The sequence below is a fragment of the Pseudoroseomonas sp. WGS1072 genome (assembly GCF_049340465.1).
Taxonomy (GTDB): Bacteria; Pseudomonadota; Alphaproteobacteria; order Acetobacterales; family Acetobacteraceae; genus Pseudoroseomonas.
On sequence record NZ_JBMPSU010000001.1, the window covers coordinates 2,837,634 to 2,853,594 of the forward strand.

Annotated in this window: 15 protein-coding genes; 4 read left to right on the forward strand and 11 right to left on the reverse strand. The window is 72.1% G+C overall.

Going from position 1 to position 15,961, the window contains the following annotated elements; translation table 11 throughout:
• Positions 1–84 precede the first annotated feature (84 nt).
• Positions 85–972, forward strand: a complete 888-nt coding sequence (locus tag ACF3NH_RS13330) for a LysR substrate-binding domain-containing protein (protein ID WP_422923439.1) — start codon at positions 85–87, stop codon at positions 970–972.
• A gap of 63 nt (positions 973–1,035) precedes the next feature.
• On the opposite strand, the gene ACF3NH_RS13335 is transcribed toward ACF3NH_RS13330, so the two are convergent.
• From ACF3NH_RS13335 to ACF3NH_RS13355, 5 genes are all read right to left on the reverse strand, one after another.
• A complete protein-coding gene (locus ACF3NH_RS13335; protein ID WP_198367332.1) occupies positions 1,036–1,593 on the reverse strand; it encodes a hypothetical protein in 558 nt (185 codons plus the stop codon).
• A 60-nt stretch (positions 1,594–1,653) separates the two neighbouring features.
• Positions 1,654–2,772: an NAD(P)/FAD-dependent oxidoreductase gene (locus ACF3NH_RS13340; protein WP_198367331.1), complete on the reverse strand. Its 1,119-nt coding sequence runs from the start codon at positions 2,770–2,772 to the stop codon at positions 1,654–1,656.
• 128 nt (positions 2,773–2,900) lie between these two features.
• The gene (locus ACF3NH_RS13345) at positions 2,901–4,694 is read right to left on the reverse strand and encodes an ABC transporter ATP-binding protein (protein ID WP_422923442.1); all 1,794 of its coding nucleotides are present in this window, start codon (positions 4,692–4,694) and stop codon (positions 2,901–2,903) included.
• Between the two features lie 321 nt (positions 4,695–5,015).
• The gene (locus ACF3NH_RS13350; protein ID WP_198367330.1) at positions 5,016–5,720 is read right to left on the reverse strand and encodes a DUF599 domain-containing protein; all 705 of its coding nucleotides are present in this window, start codon (positions 5,718–5,720) and stop codon (positions 5,016–5,018) included.
• Positions 5,721–5,837: 117 nt separating this feature from the next.
• A complete protein-coding gene (locus ACF3NH_RS13355) occupies positions 5,838–7,049 on the reverse strand; it encodes an NADP-dependent isocitrate dehydrogenase (RefSeq protein WP_198367329.1) in 1,212 nt (403 codons plus the stop codon).
• A 235-nt stretch (positions 7,050–7,284) separates the two neighbouring features.
• On the opposite strand from ACF3NH_RS13355, the gene ACF3NH_RS13360 reads away from it, so the two are divergent.
• The gene (locus tag ACF3NH_RS13360; RefSeq protein WP_422923445.1) at positions 7,285–7,737 is read left to right on the forward strand and encodes a DUF3597 domain-containing protein; all 453 of its coding nucleotides are present in this window, start codon (positions 7,285–7,287) and stop codon (positions 7,735–7,737) included.
• Between the two features lie 72 nt (positions 7,738–7,809).
• Here ACF3NH_RS13360 and ACF3NH_RS13365 read toward each other — a convergent pair whose 3' ends face one another.
• Complete coding sequence (locus tag ACF3NH_RS13365; RefSeq protein WP_198367327.1) at positions 7,810–9,009, reverse strand: CaiB/BaiF CoA transferase family protein; 1,200 nt, start codon at positions 9,007–9,009, stop codon at positions 7,810–7,812.
• 122 nt (positions 9,010–9,131) lie between these two features.
• Here ACF3NH_RS13365 and ACF3NH_RS13370 point away from each other — a divergent pair, with 122 nt between their 5' ends.
• Positions 9,132–9,854, forward strand: coding sequence for a GntR family transcriptional regulator (locus ACF3NH_RS13370; RefSeq protein WP_198367326.1), 723 nt, complete (start codon positions 9,132–9,134; stop codon positions 9,852–9,854).
• A gap of 79 nt (positions 9,855–9,933) precedes the next feature.
• Here the strand turns inward: ACF3NH_RS13370 and ACF3NH_RS13375 are convergent, their stop codons facing one another.
• From ACF3NH_RS13375 to ACF3NH_RS13385, 3 genes are all read right to left on the reverse strand, one after another.
• Positions 9,934–10,221, reverse strand: coding sequence for a hypothetical protein (locus tag ACF3NH_RS13375; protein WP_422923449.1), 288 nt, complete (start codon positions 10,219–10,221; stop codon positions 9,934–9,936).
• Positions 10,222–10,324: 103 nt separating this feature from the next.
• Entirely contained in the window at positions 10,325–11,395 is a 1,071-nt protein-coding gene (locus ACF3NH_RS13380; RefSeq protein WP_198367324.1) for an amino acid ABC transporter substrate-binding protein, read from the reverse strand.
• Between the two features lie 116 nt (positions 11,396–11,511).
• Positions 11,512–11,766 carry an Lrp/AsnC ligand binding domain-containing protein gene (locus tag ACF3NH_RS13385; protein WP_198367323.1) on the reverse strand — a complete coding sequence of 85 codons (255 nt, stop codon included), beginning with the start codon at positions 11,764–11,766 and terminating at the stop codon, positions 11,512–11,514.
• Positions 11,767–11,987: 221 nt separating this feature from the next.
• On the opposite strand from ACF3NH_RS13385, the gene ACF3NH_RS13390 reads away from it, so the two are divergent.
• Positions 11,988–13,670 carry a thiamine pyrophosphate-dependent enzyme gene (locus ACF3NH_RS13390; protein WP_422923452.1) on the forward strand — a complete coding sequence of 561 codons (1,683 nt, stop codon included), beginning with the start codon at positions 11,988–11,990 and terminating at the stop codon, positions 13,668–13,670.
• 129 nt (positions 13,671–13,799) lie between these two features.
• Here ACF3NH_RS13390 and ACF3NH_RS13395 read toward each other — a convergent pair whose 3' ends face one another.
• Together ACF3NH_RS13395 and ggt are read right to left on the reverse strand one after the other, a co-directional pair.
• Positions 13,800–14,144 (reverse strand): antibiotic biosynthesis monooxygenase family protein, encoded by a 345-nt coding sequence (locus ACF3NH_RS13395; RefSeq protein WP_198367321.1) that lies wholly within the window; start codon positions 14,142–14,144, stop codon positions 13,800–13,802.
• Positions 14,145–14,241: 97 nt separating this feature from the next.
• Positions 14,242–15,951, reverse strand: coding sequence for a gamma-glutamyltransferase (ggt, locus tag ACF3NH_RS13400; protein ID WP_422923454.1), 1,710 nt, complete (start codon positions 15,949–15,951; stop codon positions 14,242–14,244).
• Between the last annotated feature and the right edge of the window lie 10 nt (positions 15,952–15,961).

Consider the following 15,961-nt stretch of genomic DNA (forward strand, 5'->3'; position numbering starts at 1 on the left):
GCGGCGGAGACTGCCGGCGCGGCCTGAGCTGGACAAACGGGCAATTCCCGGGGCAAGCCCAAGCAAAACTTATGGATCCGGCCCGTGGCGTCCCATCTTCCCCTGAACGCGCTGCGCGCCTTCGAGGCCGCGGCACGGCATCTCAGCTTCACCCGCGCCGGGCTGGAACTGCGTGTCACCCAGGCGGCGATCAGCCAGCAGGTCCGCTCGCTGGAGGATATCCTGGGGGTGCCGCTGTTCCGCCGGCTGCCGCGCGGCCTGGCCCTGACCGAGGAGGCGGAGGCGCTGCTGCCGGTGCTGACCGATGCCTTCCGCCGCATCGGCGCGACGCTCGACCGGTTCGAGGGCGGGCGGATGCGCGAGGTGCTGACGCTGGGCGCGGTTGGCACCTTCGTCACCGGCTGGCTGCTGCCGCGCCTGCCGGCGTTCCGCGCGGCGCATCCCTTCATCGACCTGCGGCTGATGACCAACAACAACCGGGTGGACCTGGCGGGCGAGGGGCTCGACCTCGCCATCCGCTTCGGCGACGGCGCCTGGCACGGGACGTCGGCGCTGGCGCTGTTCGCGGCGCCGCTGACGCCGCTCTGCGCGCCGGAGATCGCCGCGCGGCTGCGCCAGCCGGCCGACCTGCGGCGCGAGGTGCTGCTGCGCTCCTACCGGCTCGATGAATGGCCGCGCTGGTGCGCGGCGGCGGGGCTGGCGCCGCCCCCGGTGCGCGGCTTCGTCTTCGATTCCTCGCTGACCATGGCGGAGGCCGCGGGCCAGGGCGCCGGCGTCGCCCTGCTGCCGGCGCGGATGTTCGGTCGGGCCCTGCGCGACGGCCGGCTGGCGCGGCCCTTCGGCACCGAGATCGCCCTCGGCGCCTACTGGCTGACGCGGCTGCATTCCCGCGCCGAGACGGTGGCGATGGCCGCCTTCCGCGACTGGCTGCTGGACGCCTGCCGGGACCCCGCCCAAGGCACGGGGGGCTGAGCGTCCGCGCGGGGACGCCCCGCGGCCTGCCGCCGGCCGGACCCGGCGATCAGGGGCCGCCCCCTAGCGGGGCGGGGTGATCCCGCGCGCCACCGCCAGGAACTCCGCCTCCCGCGCGGCGAACTCCGCCTTCTCGCCGAGGCAGACCAGGGTGGTGCGGCCCTTCGGCGTCTCCTGGATGACGAAGAGGCTGCGAACCGCCCCGGCGCGGTCCGGCAGGCCCTGGCCGGGGCGGAAGTCCGCGACCAGGCTGAGGCCGCCGATGCCGGCATGGGCGTAGGGCGCGCTCCGCAGCGGCGTGTAGCGCGGCGCCAGGGTGGCCAGGACCAGCTCCTGCCAGCGCGGCGTGGCCATCAGCCGGTTGAGCTGCTCCTGGCTCATCGCGGCGTTCTGCGGCGCCGGAACATAGGCGACCTGGCATCCGGTGTCCCGGTCGGTCGGCCGGCGCAGGGCGAAGCGCGCCGTCTGGTCGCCCTGGGCGGGGATCGGCTCGGCGGTGTAGCCCGGCGGTGGCGCCACGCCGAGGCCGCTGGCGACATCCCGCAGGGGCGCCGCCACGGCCGGGAGCAGGGGCGCCATCAGGGACAGGCAGAGCAGGACGCGGACAAGGGCTGTTCTCATGCGGCGCAGGGAAGGCCGCCGCCGCCCCGCTGTAAAGCGCGGCGGGGCCTTCCCCGCGGATCAGGCGGCACCGCGCAGCGGATCGTAGGGGGCGAGGTCCATCTCCGGCGCCTGGCGGAGAGCCAGCTGCGCCGCGAGCTTCCCGGCATAGGGGCCCATGGTCAGGCCGCCGGGCCCGAGGCCATTGGCGATCACCAGCCCCTCCCAGCCGGCCGGGCGGCCGAGCAGCGGCGCCAGGTCGGGGCCCATGGGGCGGAAGCCGATGCGCGTCTCGAGCAGGGTCGCCTGGGCGAGGCCGGGCGCCACGGACAGGGCGTTGTTCAGAACCTCGGCGATGCCGCCGGCGGTGAGGCGGTGGTCGAAGCCGGAGCCGGTCTCGCGGGTGGCGCCGACAACCACCCGGCCCTCGCCGAAGGCCAGCAGGTAATGGCTGCTCATCGGCAGCAGCACGGGCCAGGCCGAGGTGTCCTGCCCCTCCATCCGCAGATGGACGATCTGCCCCCGCTGCGGCACCACGGCGAGACGCAGGCCGAGTGGCTGCAGGAGGGGCGGCGCCCAGGCCCCGGCGGCCAGCACCACCTCGTCGGCATCGAGCCGGCTGCCGTCCTTCAGCATCACGCCGAGCACGCGCGTCCCGGCCGAGACCAGGGCCGCGACGCCGGCGATGCGGTCGGTCGCGCCGCGCCGGACCGCCGCGCGCCGGAGCGCCTCGGTCAGCCTGCGGCCATCCACCCGCGCCGCACCGGCGATATGCAGCGCCGGCTGGCCCGGCCGCAGCGGCGGAAACAGGGCGCGGGCCTCGGCGGCTGAGAGGCGGGTGATGGCGCCGGCCTCCGGGACCGTGGCGGCGCGGGCCCGGGTGCGCGCCTCCGTCGCCGCGAGCTGGGCGGGATCGGCCGGCGCGCAGATGGCGCCGACGCGGCCGTAGCTGGTCTGCGTCTCGCCCAACCCGGCCAGCTCCTCGATCAGCGCCGGATAGGCGCGGGCGCTGGCATTGGCCATGGCGTACCAAGCCTCGTCCTCCCGCTCGGACGACCAGGGGTTGATGATCCCGGCCCCCGCCGCCGTGGCGCGGCCCGCGTGATCCTCGTCGAGGATGATGACCTCGGCGCCGGCGCCGGCCAGATGATAGGCGGTGCTGGCGCCGAAGATCCCGGCGCCGAGAACGATGATGCGCATGCTTCCGCTTCCTTTCCCCGGCCCGGCCGGGATGCTGTGGGCGGAGCCTAGAGCAAAGCCCGGCCGGATGAAGCCGTTCGGGTGAAGGCGGTTCCCCGTCGGATCCGGGCCGGCCGGGGCGGCGCCCGTCAGCCGCCGGTCAGCTCCAGCGCCTGCCGCTCGAAGAGGCGGCGGTACAGCCCGCCCGGCCGTGTCACCAGCGCCTCATGCCGCCCTTCCTCCACCACCGCGCCGCGGTCGAAGACCAGGATGCGGTCCATGGCGCGCACGGTGGAAAGGCGGTGCGCGATGACGATGGCGGTGCGGCCCCTCAGCAGCCGCCCCATCGCCTCCTGGATCGCCGCCTCGCTCTCCGAGTCCAGGGCCGAGGTCGCCTCGTCCAGGATCAGGATCGGCGCATCGGCCAGGAAGGCGCGGGCCAGGGCCACGCGCTGCCGCTCGCCGCCGGAGAGCTTCACGCCACGCTCGCCCACCAGCGTGCGGTAGCCGCGCGGCAGGCGGGTGATGAAGTCGTCGGCATTGGCCAGCGCGGCGGCGCGGCGGATCTCCTCGGGCGTCGCGCCGGGCCTCGCATAGGCGATGTTCTCGGCCAGGGAGCGGTGGAACAGCACCGGCTCCTGCTGCACGATGGCGATCTGCCGCCGCAGCGAGGCCTGGGTGGCCTGCCGCACGTCCTGCCCGTCGATGACGACGCGGCCCTCCGTCACGTCGTGCAGCCGCTGGATCAGCTTGACCAGCGTGGTCTTGCCGGAGCCGGAGGGGCCGACCAGCCCGACATTCTCGCCGGCGCGGATCCGGAGCGATAGGTCGCGGTAGAGCGGGGTGGTGTGGCCGCCGTAGCGGAAGGTGACGCGCTCGAACGCGATCTCGCCCCGCGTCACGGCGATCGGCGTGGCGCCTGGCCCGTCCTCGATGCCGAGCGGCGTGGCGTGCAGCGCCACCATCTCCTCCATCTCGTTCACGCCGCGCTGCAGATTGCTGATGTGGTAGCCGACATCGCGCAGATAGCCCTGCACCAGGAAGAACATGGTCAGCACGGTGGTGAGGTCGCCGGCGCTGGCCTCGCCGCGCCACCAGAGCCAGAGCGCGGCGCCGATGACGGCGGTGCGCAGCAGCGTCATGGTGACGATCTGCGCCCCCTCGGAGGTGGCGCTGCGGTTCCAGGTGCGGGCGGTGCGGCGGCGCCATTTCCCGATCATCGCGCCGAGCCGCGCATCCTCCCGCGCCTCGGCGCCGAAGGCCTTGACCACCGCGTTGGCGCCGATGGCATCGGCCATGGCGCCGCCGAGCCGCGTGTCCCAGCTGTTGGACAGGCGCGCGGCCGGCGCCACCCAGCGCAGCGAGAGCAGCAGGGTCTGCGCGACGTAGATCAGCCCGCCCGCCGCCACCAGCGCTCCCATCAGCGGCCAGCGCCAGCCGAGCAGCAGCGTCGCGCCCAGCAGCATGATGGCGGAGGGCAGCAGGGCGATCAGGACGGTGTCGTTCACCGTGTCGATCGCCCACATGCCGCGGCTGATCCGGCGCACGGTCGAGCCGGCGAAGCTGTTGGCGTGCCAGTCGGCGGAGAAGCGCTGCACGCGCTGGAAGGCCTCGGCGCCGGCGGCCGACATGAGACGCAGCGACAGCGCGATGATGGCGAGGATGGCGCCTGTCCGGCCACCCAGCACCGCCAGCCCCAGCAGGGCGAGCATGCCGAGCGCGCGCAGCGCTTCCTCGAGCGCCGCCTCGCGCCCGGCGTCGCCGGCCCGTGCCAGGGCATCGACAAGGCGGCCGGCATAGAGCGGCACCAGCACATCGGCCAGGGTGGCCAGGAGCATGCCGGCCAGTATGGCGGCCAGCAGGACGGGATGGCGCAGCGTCCGGCGCGCCAGGAAGGTGAGGACGGCGCGGAACGGCCCCGCGCCCTGGGATTGAACGGTCACGATGTCTTATCGCCCGGCGATGCGGGCGGCCCTTCACGGAGGAAGCCGGCAGGCGGCCGCAGGCTGAAGCGGCCGCGCCGTCGGTCTCAGGGACAAGGGTTCAGGCGGGGGAGGGGCCCGGCGGGCGGGCCGCGCGCGCGTTAGCGGCGGCGGCGGCCGGGCGGCCCCGCGAAGCGCGGCTGCGGCGAGAGGGGCGCCTGCTGACGACGCGGATCTGTCATGGCGGCCCTCCTGCCGGGAAGATTGCGATAGATTAACCTATGCGAAGGGCGGGCGGGGCGGCAAGCCGGCCGCGGCACACGGCTGCGCGAGCGTCCCGCCTCAGGCCGCGTGCCTGTCCGGCGGCGGATCGCGCAGCGCCAGGGCCTCGCGCACCACCGAGCGGAACTCCCGGCGGTGCAACTCGCGCAGCACCAGCAGGCTGCTCAGGATCAGCGCCGCCGGATGCAGGATCCAGGCGAGGGCGGCGAGGCCGAAGTAATAGGCGCGCAGCCCGGTGTTGAAGTGGCGCGCGGCGCGGTTGGCGACCTCCGCGGCCACCAGCGCCTGCGGCACGCTGTCGGGCGTGCCGCCCAGGCCGCCGACGCAGATGCTGGTGTAGTTGAACTGCCGCAGCGCCCAGGTCAGCTCGAAGAAGGCGCGGACGAAGATGAAGATCAGCAGGAAAACGCGGATCTCCCAGGCGCTGTCCTCCGGCGGCACGGCGGCGAAGGGCACGGCGCTGAAGATGCGCCGGCCGAGGTCCGGCGTGCCCAGCATCGCCACCAGCGCGCCCAGGATGAAGATGCTGGTATTGGCCAGGAAGGAGGTCGAGGACATCAGGTTGCCGATGATGCTGATGTCGCTGATGCGGTTCTCGCGCGTGATGGCGGCGCGCATCCAGATCCGGCGGTGCTCGTCCATCGCGGCGATGACGCTGCGGGCGCGGATCGCCGGCACGCGGTCCACCACCGTGGCATAGCCCATCCAGCAGAGGACGAAAACGGCGAGGGCGATCCAGTCGAGCGGGGTGAGCGGCAGGGTCATGACCGCTGCATAGCATCAAGCCCGGGACCTGCGCGGTGATTCGCGCCATGGCCGCGCCGGCACGAAAAAGGCGGGCTCCTGGAGGGAGCCCGCCCGGTCCGGGGAGAGGCCGGCGCCTCAGCCCATCTTCTTCTTCAGGTTCTCGTCCAGCTTGGCCAGGAAGTTCTGGGTGTTCAGCCAGGGCTGGCCCTTGCCGATCAGCACCGCCAGGTCCTTGGTCATGTGCCCGCTCTCGACCGTCTCGACACAGACCTGCTCGAGCGCGTTGGCGAAGTCCACCACGTCCTGCGTGCCGTCGAACTTGCCGCGATAGGCGAGGCCGCGGGTCCAGGCGAAGATCGAGGCGATCGGGTTGGTCGAGGTCTCGCGGCCCTTCTGGTGCTCGCGGTAGTGGCGCGTGACGGTGCCGTGCGCCGCCTCGGACTCCACCGTGTTGCCGTCGGGCGAGAGCAGGACGGAGGTCATCAGGCCGAGCGAGCCGAAGCCCTGCGCCACGATGTCCGATTCGACGTCGCCGTCGTAGTTCTTGCAGGCCCAGATATAGCCGCCTTCCCACTTCAGCGCGGAGGCGACCATGTCGTCGATCAGGCGGTCCTCGTAGGTGATGCCGCGCTTCTCGAACTCGGCCTTGAACTCCTCGTCGTAGATCTTGCGGAAGATGTCCTTGAAGGTGCCGTCATAGGCCTTCAGGATCGTGTTCTTGTGGCTGAAATAGACCGAGTAGTTGCGCGCCAGGCCGTAATTGAAGGAGGCGCGGGCAAAGCCCTCGATCGACTTGTTGAGGTTGTGGATCATCATGCCCACGCCCGGGCCCTTGAAGACGAAGTCGCCGATCTCCTGCGGCGCGCCGCCCTCGGGCGTGAAGGTCATGCTGAGCTTGCCGGCGCCCGGCACCTTCATCTCGACCGAGCGGTAGATGTCGCCATAGGCGTGGCGGCCGACGACGATCGGCTTCGACCAGTGCGGCACCAGGCGGGGCACGTTCTGGCAGATGATCGGCTCGCGGAAGATGGTGCCGTCGAGGATGTTGCGGATGGTCCCGTTCGGGGACTTCCACATCTTCTTCAGGCCGAACTCCTTCACCCGGGCCTCGTCCGGGGTGATGGTCGCGCACTTCACGCCGACGCCGTACTGCTTGATGGCGTTGGCGGCGTCGACCGTCACCTGGTCGTCCGTCTGGTCACGGTACTCGATGCCGAGGTCGTAGTACTTCAGGTCGATATCGAGATAGGGGGTGATCAGCTTGTCCTTGATGAACCCCCAGATGATGCGGGTCATCTCATCGCCGTCGAGCTCGACGACGGGATTCTTCACCTTGATCTTGGCCATGCTGATCCTCGTCTGGACGCCTTGCGGTAGCAGCCGGAGGCCCGCTGGGCCCGCCCGGCGGCTGGGTCGGCCGGACAATCGCATCCGGGGCAGGGCTGGGCAAGGGCGGGGGCACAGGTCATCCGGCCGGCCAGCGGGAAGGCAGGAAAAACTTACGCCACTCCCCAGGCGTTAGCCGGGCGGTGAATGCGGGCCGCAGCGGTCCGGCAGGAAAGCCTTCAGGAGGGGCCTAGCCATGAGCGTCTTCAGTTCCATCATGTCCAGGATTTTCGGGCACAAGACGGCCGAGGCGGCGACGCCCGAGGCAGGGGCCACGCCGGCCCCCGGCGCCGCGCCTGAAGCCAGTCCGGGCGCCACCGCGGGCACGCCCCCTGGTGCGACCTCCCCTGGTGCGACCTCGGGGGCGGCACCGGCCGCCGCGCCGGCGCAACCGGTCGATGTCTCCGCCGTGCTGAGCGACATGGCGGCGAAGAACCCGCAGAAGCTGAACTGGCGGGAGTCGATCGTCGACCTGATGAAGCTGCTCGGCCTGGACAGCAGCCTGGAGAACCGCAAGGAGCTGGCGAAGGAGCTCAACTACAGCGGCGACACCGGCGATTCGGCGTCCATGAACATCTGGCTGCACAAGCAGGTCATGACCAAGCTGGCCGAGAATGGCGGCAAGGTTCCGGAAGAGCTCAAGGGCTGAGCAACCACGTCGCCGGCCGGGGGGGCAAGGTGCCCCCCCGGCCACGTCATGCGAAGCCCGGCGCCGGCCGTCTCACACCACCTGACGCGCCCGCAGCCCGGCGATCTCATCGGCGGAGAGGCCCATCTCCGCCAGGACGGCGTCGGTGTGCTCGCCCAGGGCGGGCGGGTGGCTGACGACCTCGCTGGGCGTCCGGCTCAGCCGGAAGGGCTGGCCGACATAGTCCTGCGCTTGGTTGCTGCCGCCGTTGAGATGGCGGGCGATGCCGAGGTGCTGCACCTGCTCGTCGGCGAAGACCTGATCGATGGTGTAGATCGGGCCGCAGGGCACGCCGGCGGCGTTCATCTTCTCCACCCAGGCCGCCATGTCGTCCGTGAGGGTGACCGCCTCGATCTCGGCGTTCAGCGCGTCCCGGTTGTCGCTGCGCGCCTGCCCGTTGGAGAAGCGCGGATCGGTGGTCCATTCCGGCTTGCCGAGGACCTGGCAGAGCCGCTCCCAGATACGCTGCCCGGAGGCGGCGATGTTCATGTGCCCGTCCCGCGTCTTGAACACGCCGGTCGGGATGCTGGTCGGGTGGTTGTTGCCGGCCTGCTTCGGCACCTCCCGCGCCTGCAGCCAGCGCGACGCCTGGAAGTCCAGCATGAAGATCTGCGCCTCCAGCAGGGAGGTCTGCACCCACTGGCCCTTGCCGCTGACTTCCCGCTCCAGCAGCGCCACCATGATGCCCTGAGCGGCGAAGAGGCCGGAGCACAGGTCGGCGATCGGGATGCCGACGCGCACCGGCCCCTGGCCGGGCAGGCCGGTGATCGACATCAGCCCGCCCATGCCCTGGGCGATCTGGTCGAAGCCCGGCCGCTTCGCATAGGGGCCATCCTGGCCGAAGCCGGAGATCGAGGCGAGGATGATGCGGGGATTGACGGCGGACAGGGCCTCGTAGTCGATGCCGAGGCGCTGCTTCACATCCGGGCGGAAATTCTCCACCACCACATCGGCCTTCTCGACCATCCGCTTGAACAGGGCGACGCCGTCGGGGTCCTTGAGGTTCAGCGTGATGGCGCGCTTGTTGCGGTGCAGGTTCTGGAAGTCGGGGCCGAGCCGGGGGCCGCCCATCGGGTCGCCGGCATCGAGGCCTTCCGGCATCTCGACCTTGATGACATTGGCGCCCCAGTCGGCCAGCTGGCGCACGCAGGTCGGACCGGAGCGGACCCGGGTCAGGTCCAGCACGGTGAAGCGCGCCAAGGCTTCCGAGGCTTTGGGGGCGGCTGACGGCATCGTGTCGGTTCTCCTCGCCTTGCGACGCCGGAGGATCGCGCCGGAAATGAAAACTGTCAACAGAACTCCTGCCCGTTCTGCTGACAGTAGACACGACGGCGGCGGACCGGGCATCCTGTGGCATGGCCGAGATCTCCGCTTCCCCCCTGCACATCGTGCGCACGCAATCCCTGGCCTCGCTGGTCGCGGGCGAGCTGGAGCGCATGATCCTGAGTGGCGAGCTGCCGCCGGGCAGCCGCCTCAACGAGCAGGCCCTGGCCGCCCGCCTCGGCGTCAGCCGCGGCCCGGTGCGCGAGGCGGTGCGCGGGCTGGACCGCAGCGGGCTGGTCGTCACCGTGGTGAACCAGGGTTCCTTCGTGCGCCAGCTGAGCGTCGAGGAGGCGCTGGACGTCTTCGACCTCCGCGCGGCCTTGATCGGCTATGCCTGCGAACGCCTCGCCGGCCGCGCCACGAAGGAGGAGTTGGAGGAGCTGTCCCGCCTGGTCCGGGAGATGGATGTCGCCGCCGAGGCCGATGCCGCGGCGCAGTACTTCGCGCTCAACATCACCTTCCACAATACGCTGATGAGCATGGGCGGAAGCCAGCGCGCGGTGCGGTTCTACGGCGACCTGGGCAAGGAGCTGACGCTGATCCGCCGCAAGGGGCTGGTGGCGCCGGAGCGGATGCGCGAATCCAACGGCGAGCACATGGCCATCCTGCGCGGGCTGCTGGCCGGCGACGCCCAGGCCGCCCGCGCCGCCGGCGAGGCGCATATCCGCGGCGGCAAGCAGCGCTTCCTGGCCCTGCCGCTGGACAACGGCGCGGCGCCGGCCACCGCCCCGCGCCGGCGGCAGCAGCCGGCCTGAGGCCTGACGCCGGAGAGGGATGCCGCGCGGCGTGGCACCGGACGGGGGTACCGGGCCACGCCGCCGACGGCCGGACCCGCTACCAGCGCGGGCCGTAGCCATGGCGGCGGGGCGGGCCGTAATAGCCGCCCCGGTAGGGTGAGCCGCGCCCATAGCCGTAGCCGTAGCCGTAGTCGCGGCGGTGGGAGCGGCGGCGATAGTGGCGGTCGTCATCGTCGCTCAGCGAGCCCGCGATCAGCGCGGTCGCCAGCCCCGCGCCGGCGCCAAGCGCCAGCGTGCTGCCCCAGTCGGTCGAGCCGTCAGGGTTCTGGCAGCCGCCGAGGATCAGGCCGGCGGCGAGGGCGAGGACGGGAAGCATGCGGCGCATGGGGGGAACCTCCTCCGATGCGGGGAGGCTGGGCCCCGGGCAAGGCGGCGCCATGGCGGGAATCCGGCCGCATGAGGGCAGCCGTCCCCCGCCCGGGCACGGCTCAGCGCAGGGGCGGGGCGTATTGCAGGCCGCCGTCGTTCCAGAGACGGTTCATCCCGCGCGGCAGGCCCATGGGCTCGATGTTGCGGGTCCACATCTCGCCGTAGTTGCCGACCGCCTTGATGGCCAGGGCGGCCCAGCGCCGGTCCAGGCCGAGGGAGGGACCGACCTCGCCATCGGTGCCGAGCAGGCGGCGGATATCCGGGGAGGAGGACGTGGCCAGGCTGTCCACCTTCTCCGCCGTGACCTCCAGCTGCTCGGCGGCGATCAGCGCCAGCTGGGTCCAGCGCACGATGTCGAACCAGCGGTCGTCGCCCTTGCGGACGAAGGCGCCGAGCGGCTCCATCGAGATCACCTCCGGCAGCACCAGCAGTTCCTCCGGCTTCTCCCGCCTGTGGCGGAAGCCCGACAGGCCGGTGACGTCGCGCGTGAAGGCATCGCAGCGGCCGCTGAGGAAGGCGGACTGGATCTGGTTCGGATCGTCGATGATGACCGGCGTGAACTTCGCCCCGATGCGACGGAAATAGTCCTGCAGGATCAGCTCCGTGGTCGAGCCCGGCGGCACGCAGATGCTGGCCCCGTCCAGCTCCGCCACCTTGGTGACGCCCAGCGCGGTCTTCACGACGAAGCCCTGGCCGCTGAAATAGTTCGGCGCGGCGAAGCTGAGGCCGAGCGCGCTCTCCCGCGTCGTCACCCAGGTGGTGCTGCCGAACAGCACATCGACCTCGCCGCTCTGCAGGGAGGGGAAGCGCGTCAGTCCGGTGACCGGGCGGATGGTGACCTTGCTCGCGTCGCCCAGCGCGGCGGCGGCCAGGGCGCGGCAGGAATCGACGTCCATGCCGCGCCAGACGCCCTGGCTGTCGGGCAGCGAGAAGGGCGGATTGTCGTTCTGCATGGCGCAGATGACGCTGCCCCGCGCGCGGATGGCGTCGAGGGTGGCGGAGCCGCTGGGGGGCGCGGGCTGGGCCAGGGCCGTGCCGGTGCCGAGCAGGCCGGCGAGCAGGGCCGCGCCGCATCGCAGCGCGCGGCGGAGGGAGACGGCGGGACGCCGCGTCGGGGTCGTGAGGGTCATGCTTGGGTCGCGCCTCATGGCTGTCCTGGCCGGCCGGGACGGGCCGGCGGGGGAGGGCAGGCTAGAGCAGAAGCGCGCCGCGTGACACCGCACGCCAGGCGCTGTCCGCCGCGGAGCTAGCCACGCGCGCCGGAGAAGGCGTTGAAGGTCTGCAGCGTATAGGTGTCCTTCACCCCGGCCACGGTCTGCACCCGCTCGACCACGAAGAGCCCGATGTCGCGGTCGCCCTCCAGGTAGAACTTGCCGAGCAAATCGTATTGCCCCGAGATGGAATGCATCTCGGAGAGTTCCTCGATGGTGTCGGCCATCTCCCGCGCCACCTCGTAGGCGCGGCCCATCTCGCACTTGATCATGACGAATATGGCGCGCATGGCTGGCCTCCCGCTGGTGCCCGGTTGCTCGGCCGGCACCATGACGTGGCCCCGGCCCCGGGGGAAGGGGGCGGCGGGATCCCGTGTCCCGATTCCCGGCGGGCCTGAATTCCGGCGGATTTGAATTCCCGTCGGGCGCGGGTAGCCGCGGCACGGCGCCTCGGCTAGCCTGCCGCCACTTGTGTGATGACTGCAACGAGGAACGGGCCGGGATGGACGGGATGAGCACAACGACACGCACGGGCGGCCAGCTTCTGGCCGATGCCTTGGTGGCCCAGGGCGTGACGCAGGCCTTCTGCGTGCCGGGCGAGTCCTATCTCGACCTGCTGGACGGGCTCTATGCCAACAGCGACCGGATCGCGCTGACCACCTGCCGCTTCGAGGCGGGCGCGGTGAACATGGCGGAGGCCCATGGCAAGCTGACCGGCCGCCCCGGCGTGGCGCTGGTCACGCGCGGCCCCGGCGCCTGCCATGCCGCCATCGGCGTGCATGTCGCCTACCAGGACAGCACGCCGCTGATCCTGATCGTCGGCCAGATCCCCTTCGCCGAGACCGATCGTGAGACCTTCCAGGAGGTGGACTACCGCCGCATGTTCGGCTCCGTCGCCAAGTGGGTGACGCAGATCGACGACGCCGCGCGCATCCCCGAGCTGATGGCGCATGCCTTCGACGTCGCCACCTCCGGCCGCCCCGGCCCGGTGGTGATCGCCATCTCCGAGGAGATGCAGAAGGCCCGCGTGGCGGTGCCGGATATCGGCCCAGCCGAGGTGGCGCCGGCCTCGCCCTCGCCGGCGGCGCTGGACAAGATGCTGGCCCTGCTCGACGCCGCGGAGCGGCCGCTGGTGGTGCTGGGCGGCTCGCGCTGGAGCGCGGAGACGCGGCGCATCATCCGCGCGTTCTGCGTGGCGCGCGACCTGCCGGTCGCCGTCGCCTTCCGCCGCCAGAGCCTCTATGACTGCACCCTGCCGAACTTCGCCGGCGACCTCGGCGTCGGCGCCGATGCCGGGCTGGTGGCCCGCGCGAAGCAGGCCGACCTGATCCTGGCCATCGGCACCCGGATCGGCGAGCCGGTCAGCCAGGGCTATACCCTGTTCGACATGGCGGGGCAGTCGGGCCAGAAGATCGTCCATATCCATCCCGACCAGGCCGAGATCGGCCGCGTCTACCGCCCGGCGCTCGGCATCACCGCCGAGATCAACGCCTTCGCCGAGGCCCTGGCGAAGCTGCCGGCGCCGCAGGGCGCGGCGAAATGGTCGGCCTGGACGCGGGAGGTGCACGCCGCCCGCGTGAAGCAGGCGGAGGCGCCGGACTATGCCGGGCCGCTGAACCTGGCGCGCGAGCTGCAGGCGCTGGAGAAGATCCTGCCGGCCGACACGATCTTCACCTGCGATGCCGGCAATTTCGCCACCTGGCCGAACCGCTTCATGCACATGACGGCGGAGCAGGAGTTCCTGGGCCCGACCAACGGCGCCATGGGCTATGCCGTGCCGGCGGCGATCGGCGCCAAGATCACCTTCCCGGAGCGCACGGTCATCGGGCTGGTCGGCGATGGCGGCTTCCTGATGACCGGGCAGGAGATCGCGACCGCCTTCCAGGATGGCGTGGCGCCGGTCATCCTGGTGTTCAACAACGGCATGTACGGCACCATCCGCATGTACCAGGAGCGAGCCTATCCCGGTCGCGTCTCCGGCACGAAGCTGACCAACCCGGACTTCACCAAGTTCATCGAGGCCTTCGGCGGCCATGGCGCGGTGGTGGAGAAGGATGGCGAGCTGGTGCCGGCCTTCCAGCGCGCCGTGGCCAGCGGCAAGCCGGCGGTGATCGAGATCCGGATGAACCCCGAGCAGGTCACGAACCGCGCCACCATCGAGGAGCTGCGCCGGCAGGGCGGCGGCAAGCACTGAGCCAGGCCATGGCCGGGAGCGCCCGCTAGAACGCTTTCCGTTCGCCCTGGCTCACGGCAAACGCTCCAGCCATTCGCTTTGACGAGCATCTTCACCCGATCAGGTGCTTCCACCTGATCGGGATCCGCTCTAGCCGTGGCGCGCCCGGCTGTCGGCCGGAGCCTCGTCGCGCTCCTCCAGCCCGTAGTCGCGGATCACGGCGGCCACCCGCAGCCGGTATCCGGCGAAGACCCCGCCACGCCCCGCCGCCTGCGCGGCGCGGTGCGAGGGCAGGTTGCGCCACGCACGCACCGCCGCCTCGTCCCGGAAGAAGGACAGCGACAGGAGCTTGCCCGGATCGCTCAGGCTGCGGAACCGCTCGACCGAGATGAAGCCGTCGATGGTATCCAGCTCGGCCCTGAGCCGGGCCGCGATCTCGAGATAGCGGTCCTGATGGCCCTCGGCCGGGCGGACCTCGAAGAGCACCGCGATCACGCTGAGCCTCCTGTCGGATGGAGGCCCCTTGGCCGTCGGAGGCCGGGGCCGGTTTTCATGAAGCGCCACCCCTCCGGAGCGAAGCGGCGGCGACGGCTCAGTCACCGATCGCCACCCCCTCCCGCCGCGGATCGGCCCCGCCCAGCAATCCCCCCGGCGTGACCGTGATGGCCTGCAGCCCCGAGGTCATGGGTCGCACATCCACCTTGTGCCCGCGCGCCTCCAGCGCCGGCGCCAGGGCGGCCGCCGCGCTGCCCTGCTCCAGCTCGACCGTGGCGCCGAGGCTGCCGATGCGGGGCAGGGAGACCGCCGCCTGCGGGTCCAGCCCCCAGTCCAGCAGGCCGAGCAGCGTCTGCGCGACATAGCCGATGATGCGCGCCCCGCCCGGGGAGCCCAGCACCGCCACCAGCCTGCCGTCCCGGTCGAAGACCAGGCTCGGCGCCATGGAGGAGCGCGGCCGCTTGCCGCTCTCGACCCGGTTGGCCACCGGCCGGCCGTCGATCTCCGGACGGAAGGAGAAGTCGGTCAACTCGTTGTTGAGGAAGAAGCCCTCGACCAACAGCCGCGCGCCGAAGGCATCCTCGACGGTGGTGGTCATCGACACGGCATTGCCGGCGGCATCGACGATGGAAACCTGGCTGGTGCCGAACTCCGGCTGCATCGGCTGCGGCGCCAGCCGCCCCTCCCGCCAGCGCGGCAGGCCCGGGCGGGGCGCGGGATGCGCGCGGTCGCGGTCGATCAGCTGGGCGCGCAGGGTGAGGTAGCCGTCCTCCGTCAGGCCGCGCACCGGCACGGGGGTGAAGTCGGCATCGGCCAGGTAGAGGTTGCGGTCGGCGAAGGCGAGACGGCTGGCCTCGGCCAGAAGATGCGCCGCGTCGGCCCCGCGCGGATCGAGCCGCGCCATGGGCAGATGCTCCAGGAGGCCGAGGATCTGTGCCACGGCGACGCCGCCGGAGGAGGGCGGCGGGAAGCCGCAGACGCGCCAGCGGCGGTAGGGCCGGCAGAGCGGCTCGCGCGGCTTCGGGACATAGGCCGCGAGGTCGGACAGGGTTATGCCGTTCCCCGCATCGCCATGCCGGGCGATGCCGGCGACGATGGCCTCGGCGATGGGGCCGCGTTGCAGGGCGGCGGCGCCCTGCTCCGCCAGGGCGCGCAGCGTGCGGGCCAGCGCCGGGTTGCGCAGGACATGTCCGGCCGGCCAGGGCGTACCGTCGGCGGCGAAGAAGTAGGCCCGCGCACCGGGGTCGCGCCGCAGCCTCTCCGCGTCCTCCCCGATCAGCGCGGCGAGGCGCGGCGAGACCGGGAAGCCCTCCTCGGCGAGCCGGATCGCCGGCGCGAAGAGCGTGGCCCAGGGCAGCCGGCCCTGCGCCTGGTGGGCGGCCTCCAGCATCGGCATGACGCCGGGTGCGCCCACGCTGCGGCCGGACAGCACGGCCTCGTAGAAGCTGAGCGGCGTGCCGTCGGGGCGCAGGAACAGGGCGGGCGTGGCGGCGGCCGGCGCCGTCTCGCGCCCGTCCCAGGCGGTGAGGAGGCTGCCCTCGGCCCGCCAGTGCAGCAGCAGCGCGCCACCGCCGATGCCGGAGGATTGCGGTTCCACCAGCGTCAGCACCGCCTGCACGGCCACGGCGGCATCCACCGCGCCGCCGCCCTGCCGCAGCATGGCCAGCCCGGCCTCCGCCGCCAGCGGATGCGCGGCGGCGACCATCTGGCGCTCGGCCCGCGCCGGCGGGCGCGGGGCCTCCTGCGCGGCGGCGGCGGGCGCCAGCAGCAGCGCCATGAGGCCGAGCCTTCCGAGATGTCGCCGCATCGCCATTCTT

Excerpts from the sequence above, each read along its gene's own strand:
- ACF3NH_RS13365 (WP_198367327.1), bottom strand. The coding sequence starts at position 9,009 with ATGCCGTCAGCCGCCCCCAAAGCCTCGGAAGCCTTGGCGCGCTTCACC.
- ACF3NH_RS13380 (WP_198367324.1), bottom strand. The coding sequence starts at position 11,395 with ATGACCCTCACGACCCCGACGCGGCGTCCCGCCGTCTCCCTCCGCCGC.
- ggt (WP_422923454.1), bottom strand. The coding sequence starts at position 15,951 with ATGCGGCGACATCTCGGAAGGCTCGGCCTCATGGCGCTGCTGCTGGCG.
- ACF3NH_RS13360 (WP_422923445.1), top strand. The coding sequence starts at position 7,285 with ATGAGCGTCTTCAGTTCCATCATGTCCAGGATTTTCGGGCACAAGACG.
- ACF3NH_RS13355 (WP_198367329.1), bottom strand. The coding sequence starts at position 7,049 with ATGGCCAAGATCAAGGTGAAGAATCCCGTCGTCGAGCTCGACGGCGAT.
- ACF3NH_RS13350 (WP_198367330.1), bottom strand. The coding sequence starts at position 5,720 with ATGACCCTGCCGCTCACCCCGCTCGACTGGATCGCCCTCGCCGTTTTC.
- ACF3NH_RS13385 (WP_198367323.1), bottom strand. The coding sequence starts at position 11,766 with ATGCGCGCCATATTCGTCATGATCAAGTGCGAGATGGGCCGCGCCTAC.
- ACF3NH_RS13390 (WP_422923452.1), top strand. The coding sequence starts at position 11,988 with ATGAGCACAACGACACGCACGGGCGGCCAGCTTCTGGCCGATGCCTTG.
- ACF3NH_RS13370 (WP_198367326.1), top strand. The coding sequence starts at position 9,132 with ATGGCCGAGATCTCCGCTTCCCCCCTGCACATCGTGCGCACGCAATCC.
- ACF3NH_RS13335 (WP_198367332.1), bottom strand. The coding sequence starts at position 1,593 with ATGAGAACAGCCCTTGTCCGCGTCCTGCTCTGCCTGTCCCTGATGGCG.
- ACF3NH_RS13375 (WP_422923449.1), bottom strand. The coding sequence starts at position 10,221 with ATGCGCCGCATGCTTCCCGTCCTCGCCCTCGCCGCCGGCCTGATCCTC.
- ACF3NH_RS13340 (WP_198367331.1), bottom strand. The coding sequence starts at position 2,772 with ATGCGCATCATCGTTCTCGGCGCCGGGATCTTCGGCGCCAGCACCGCC.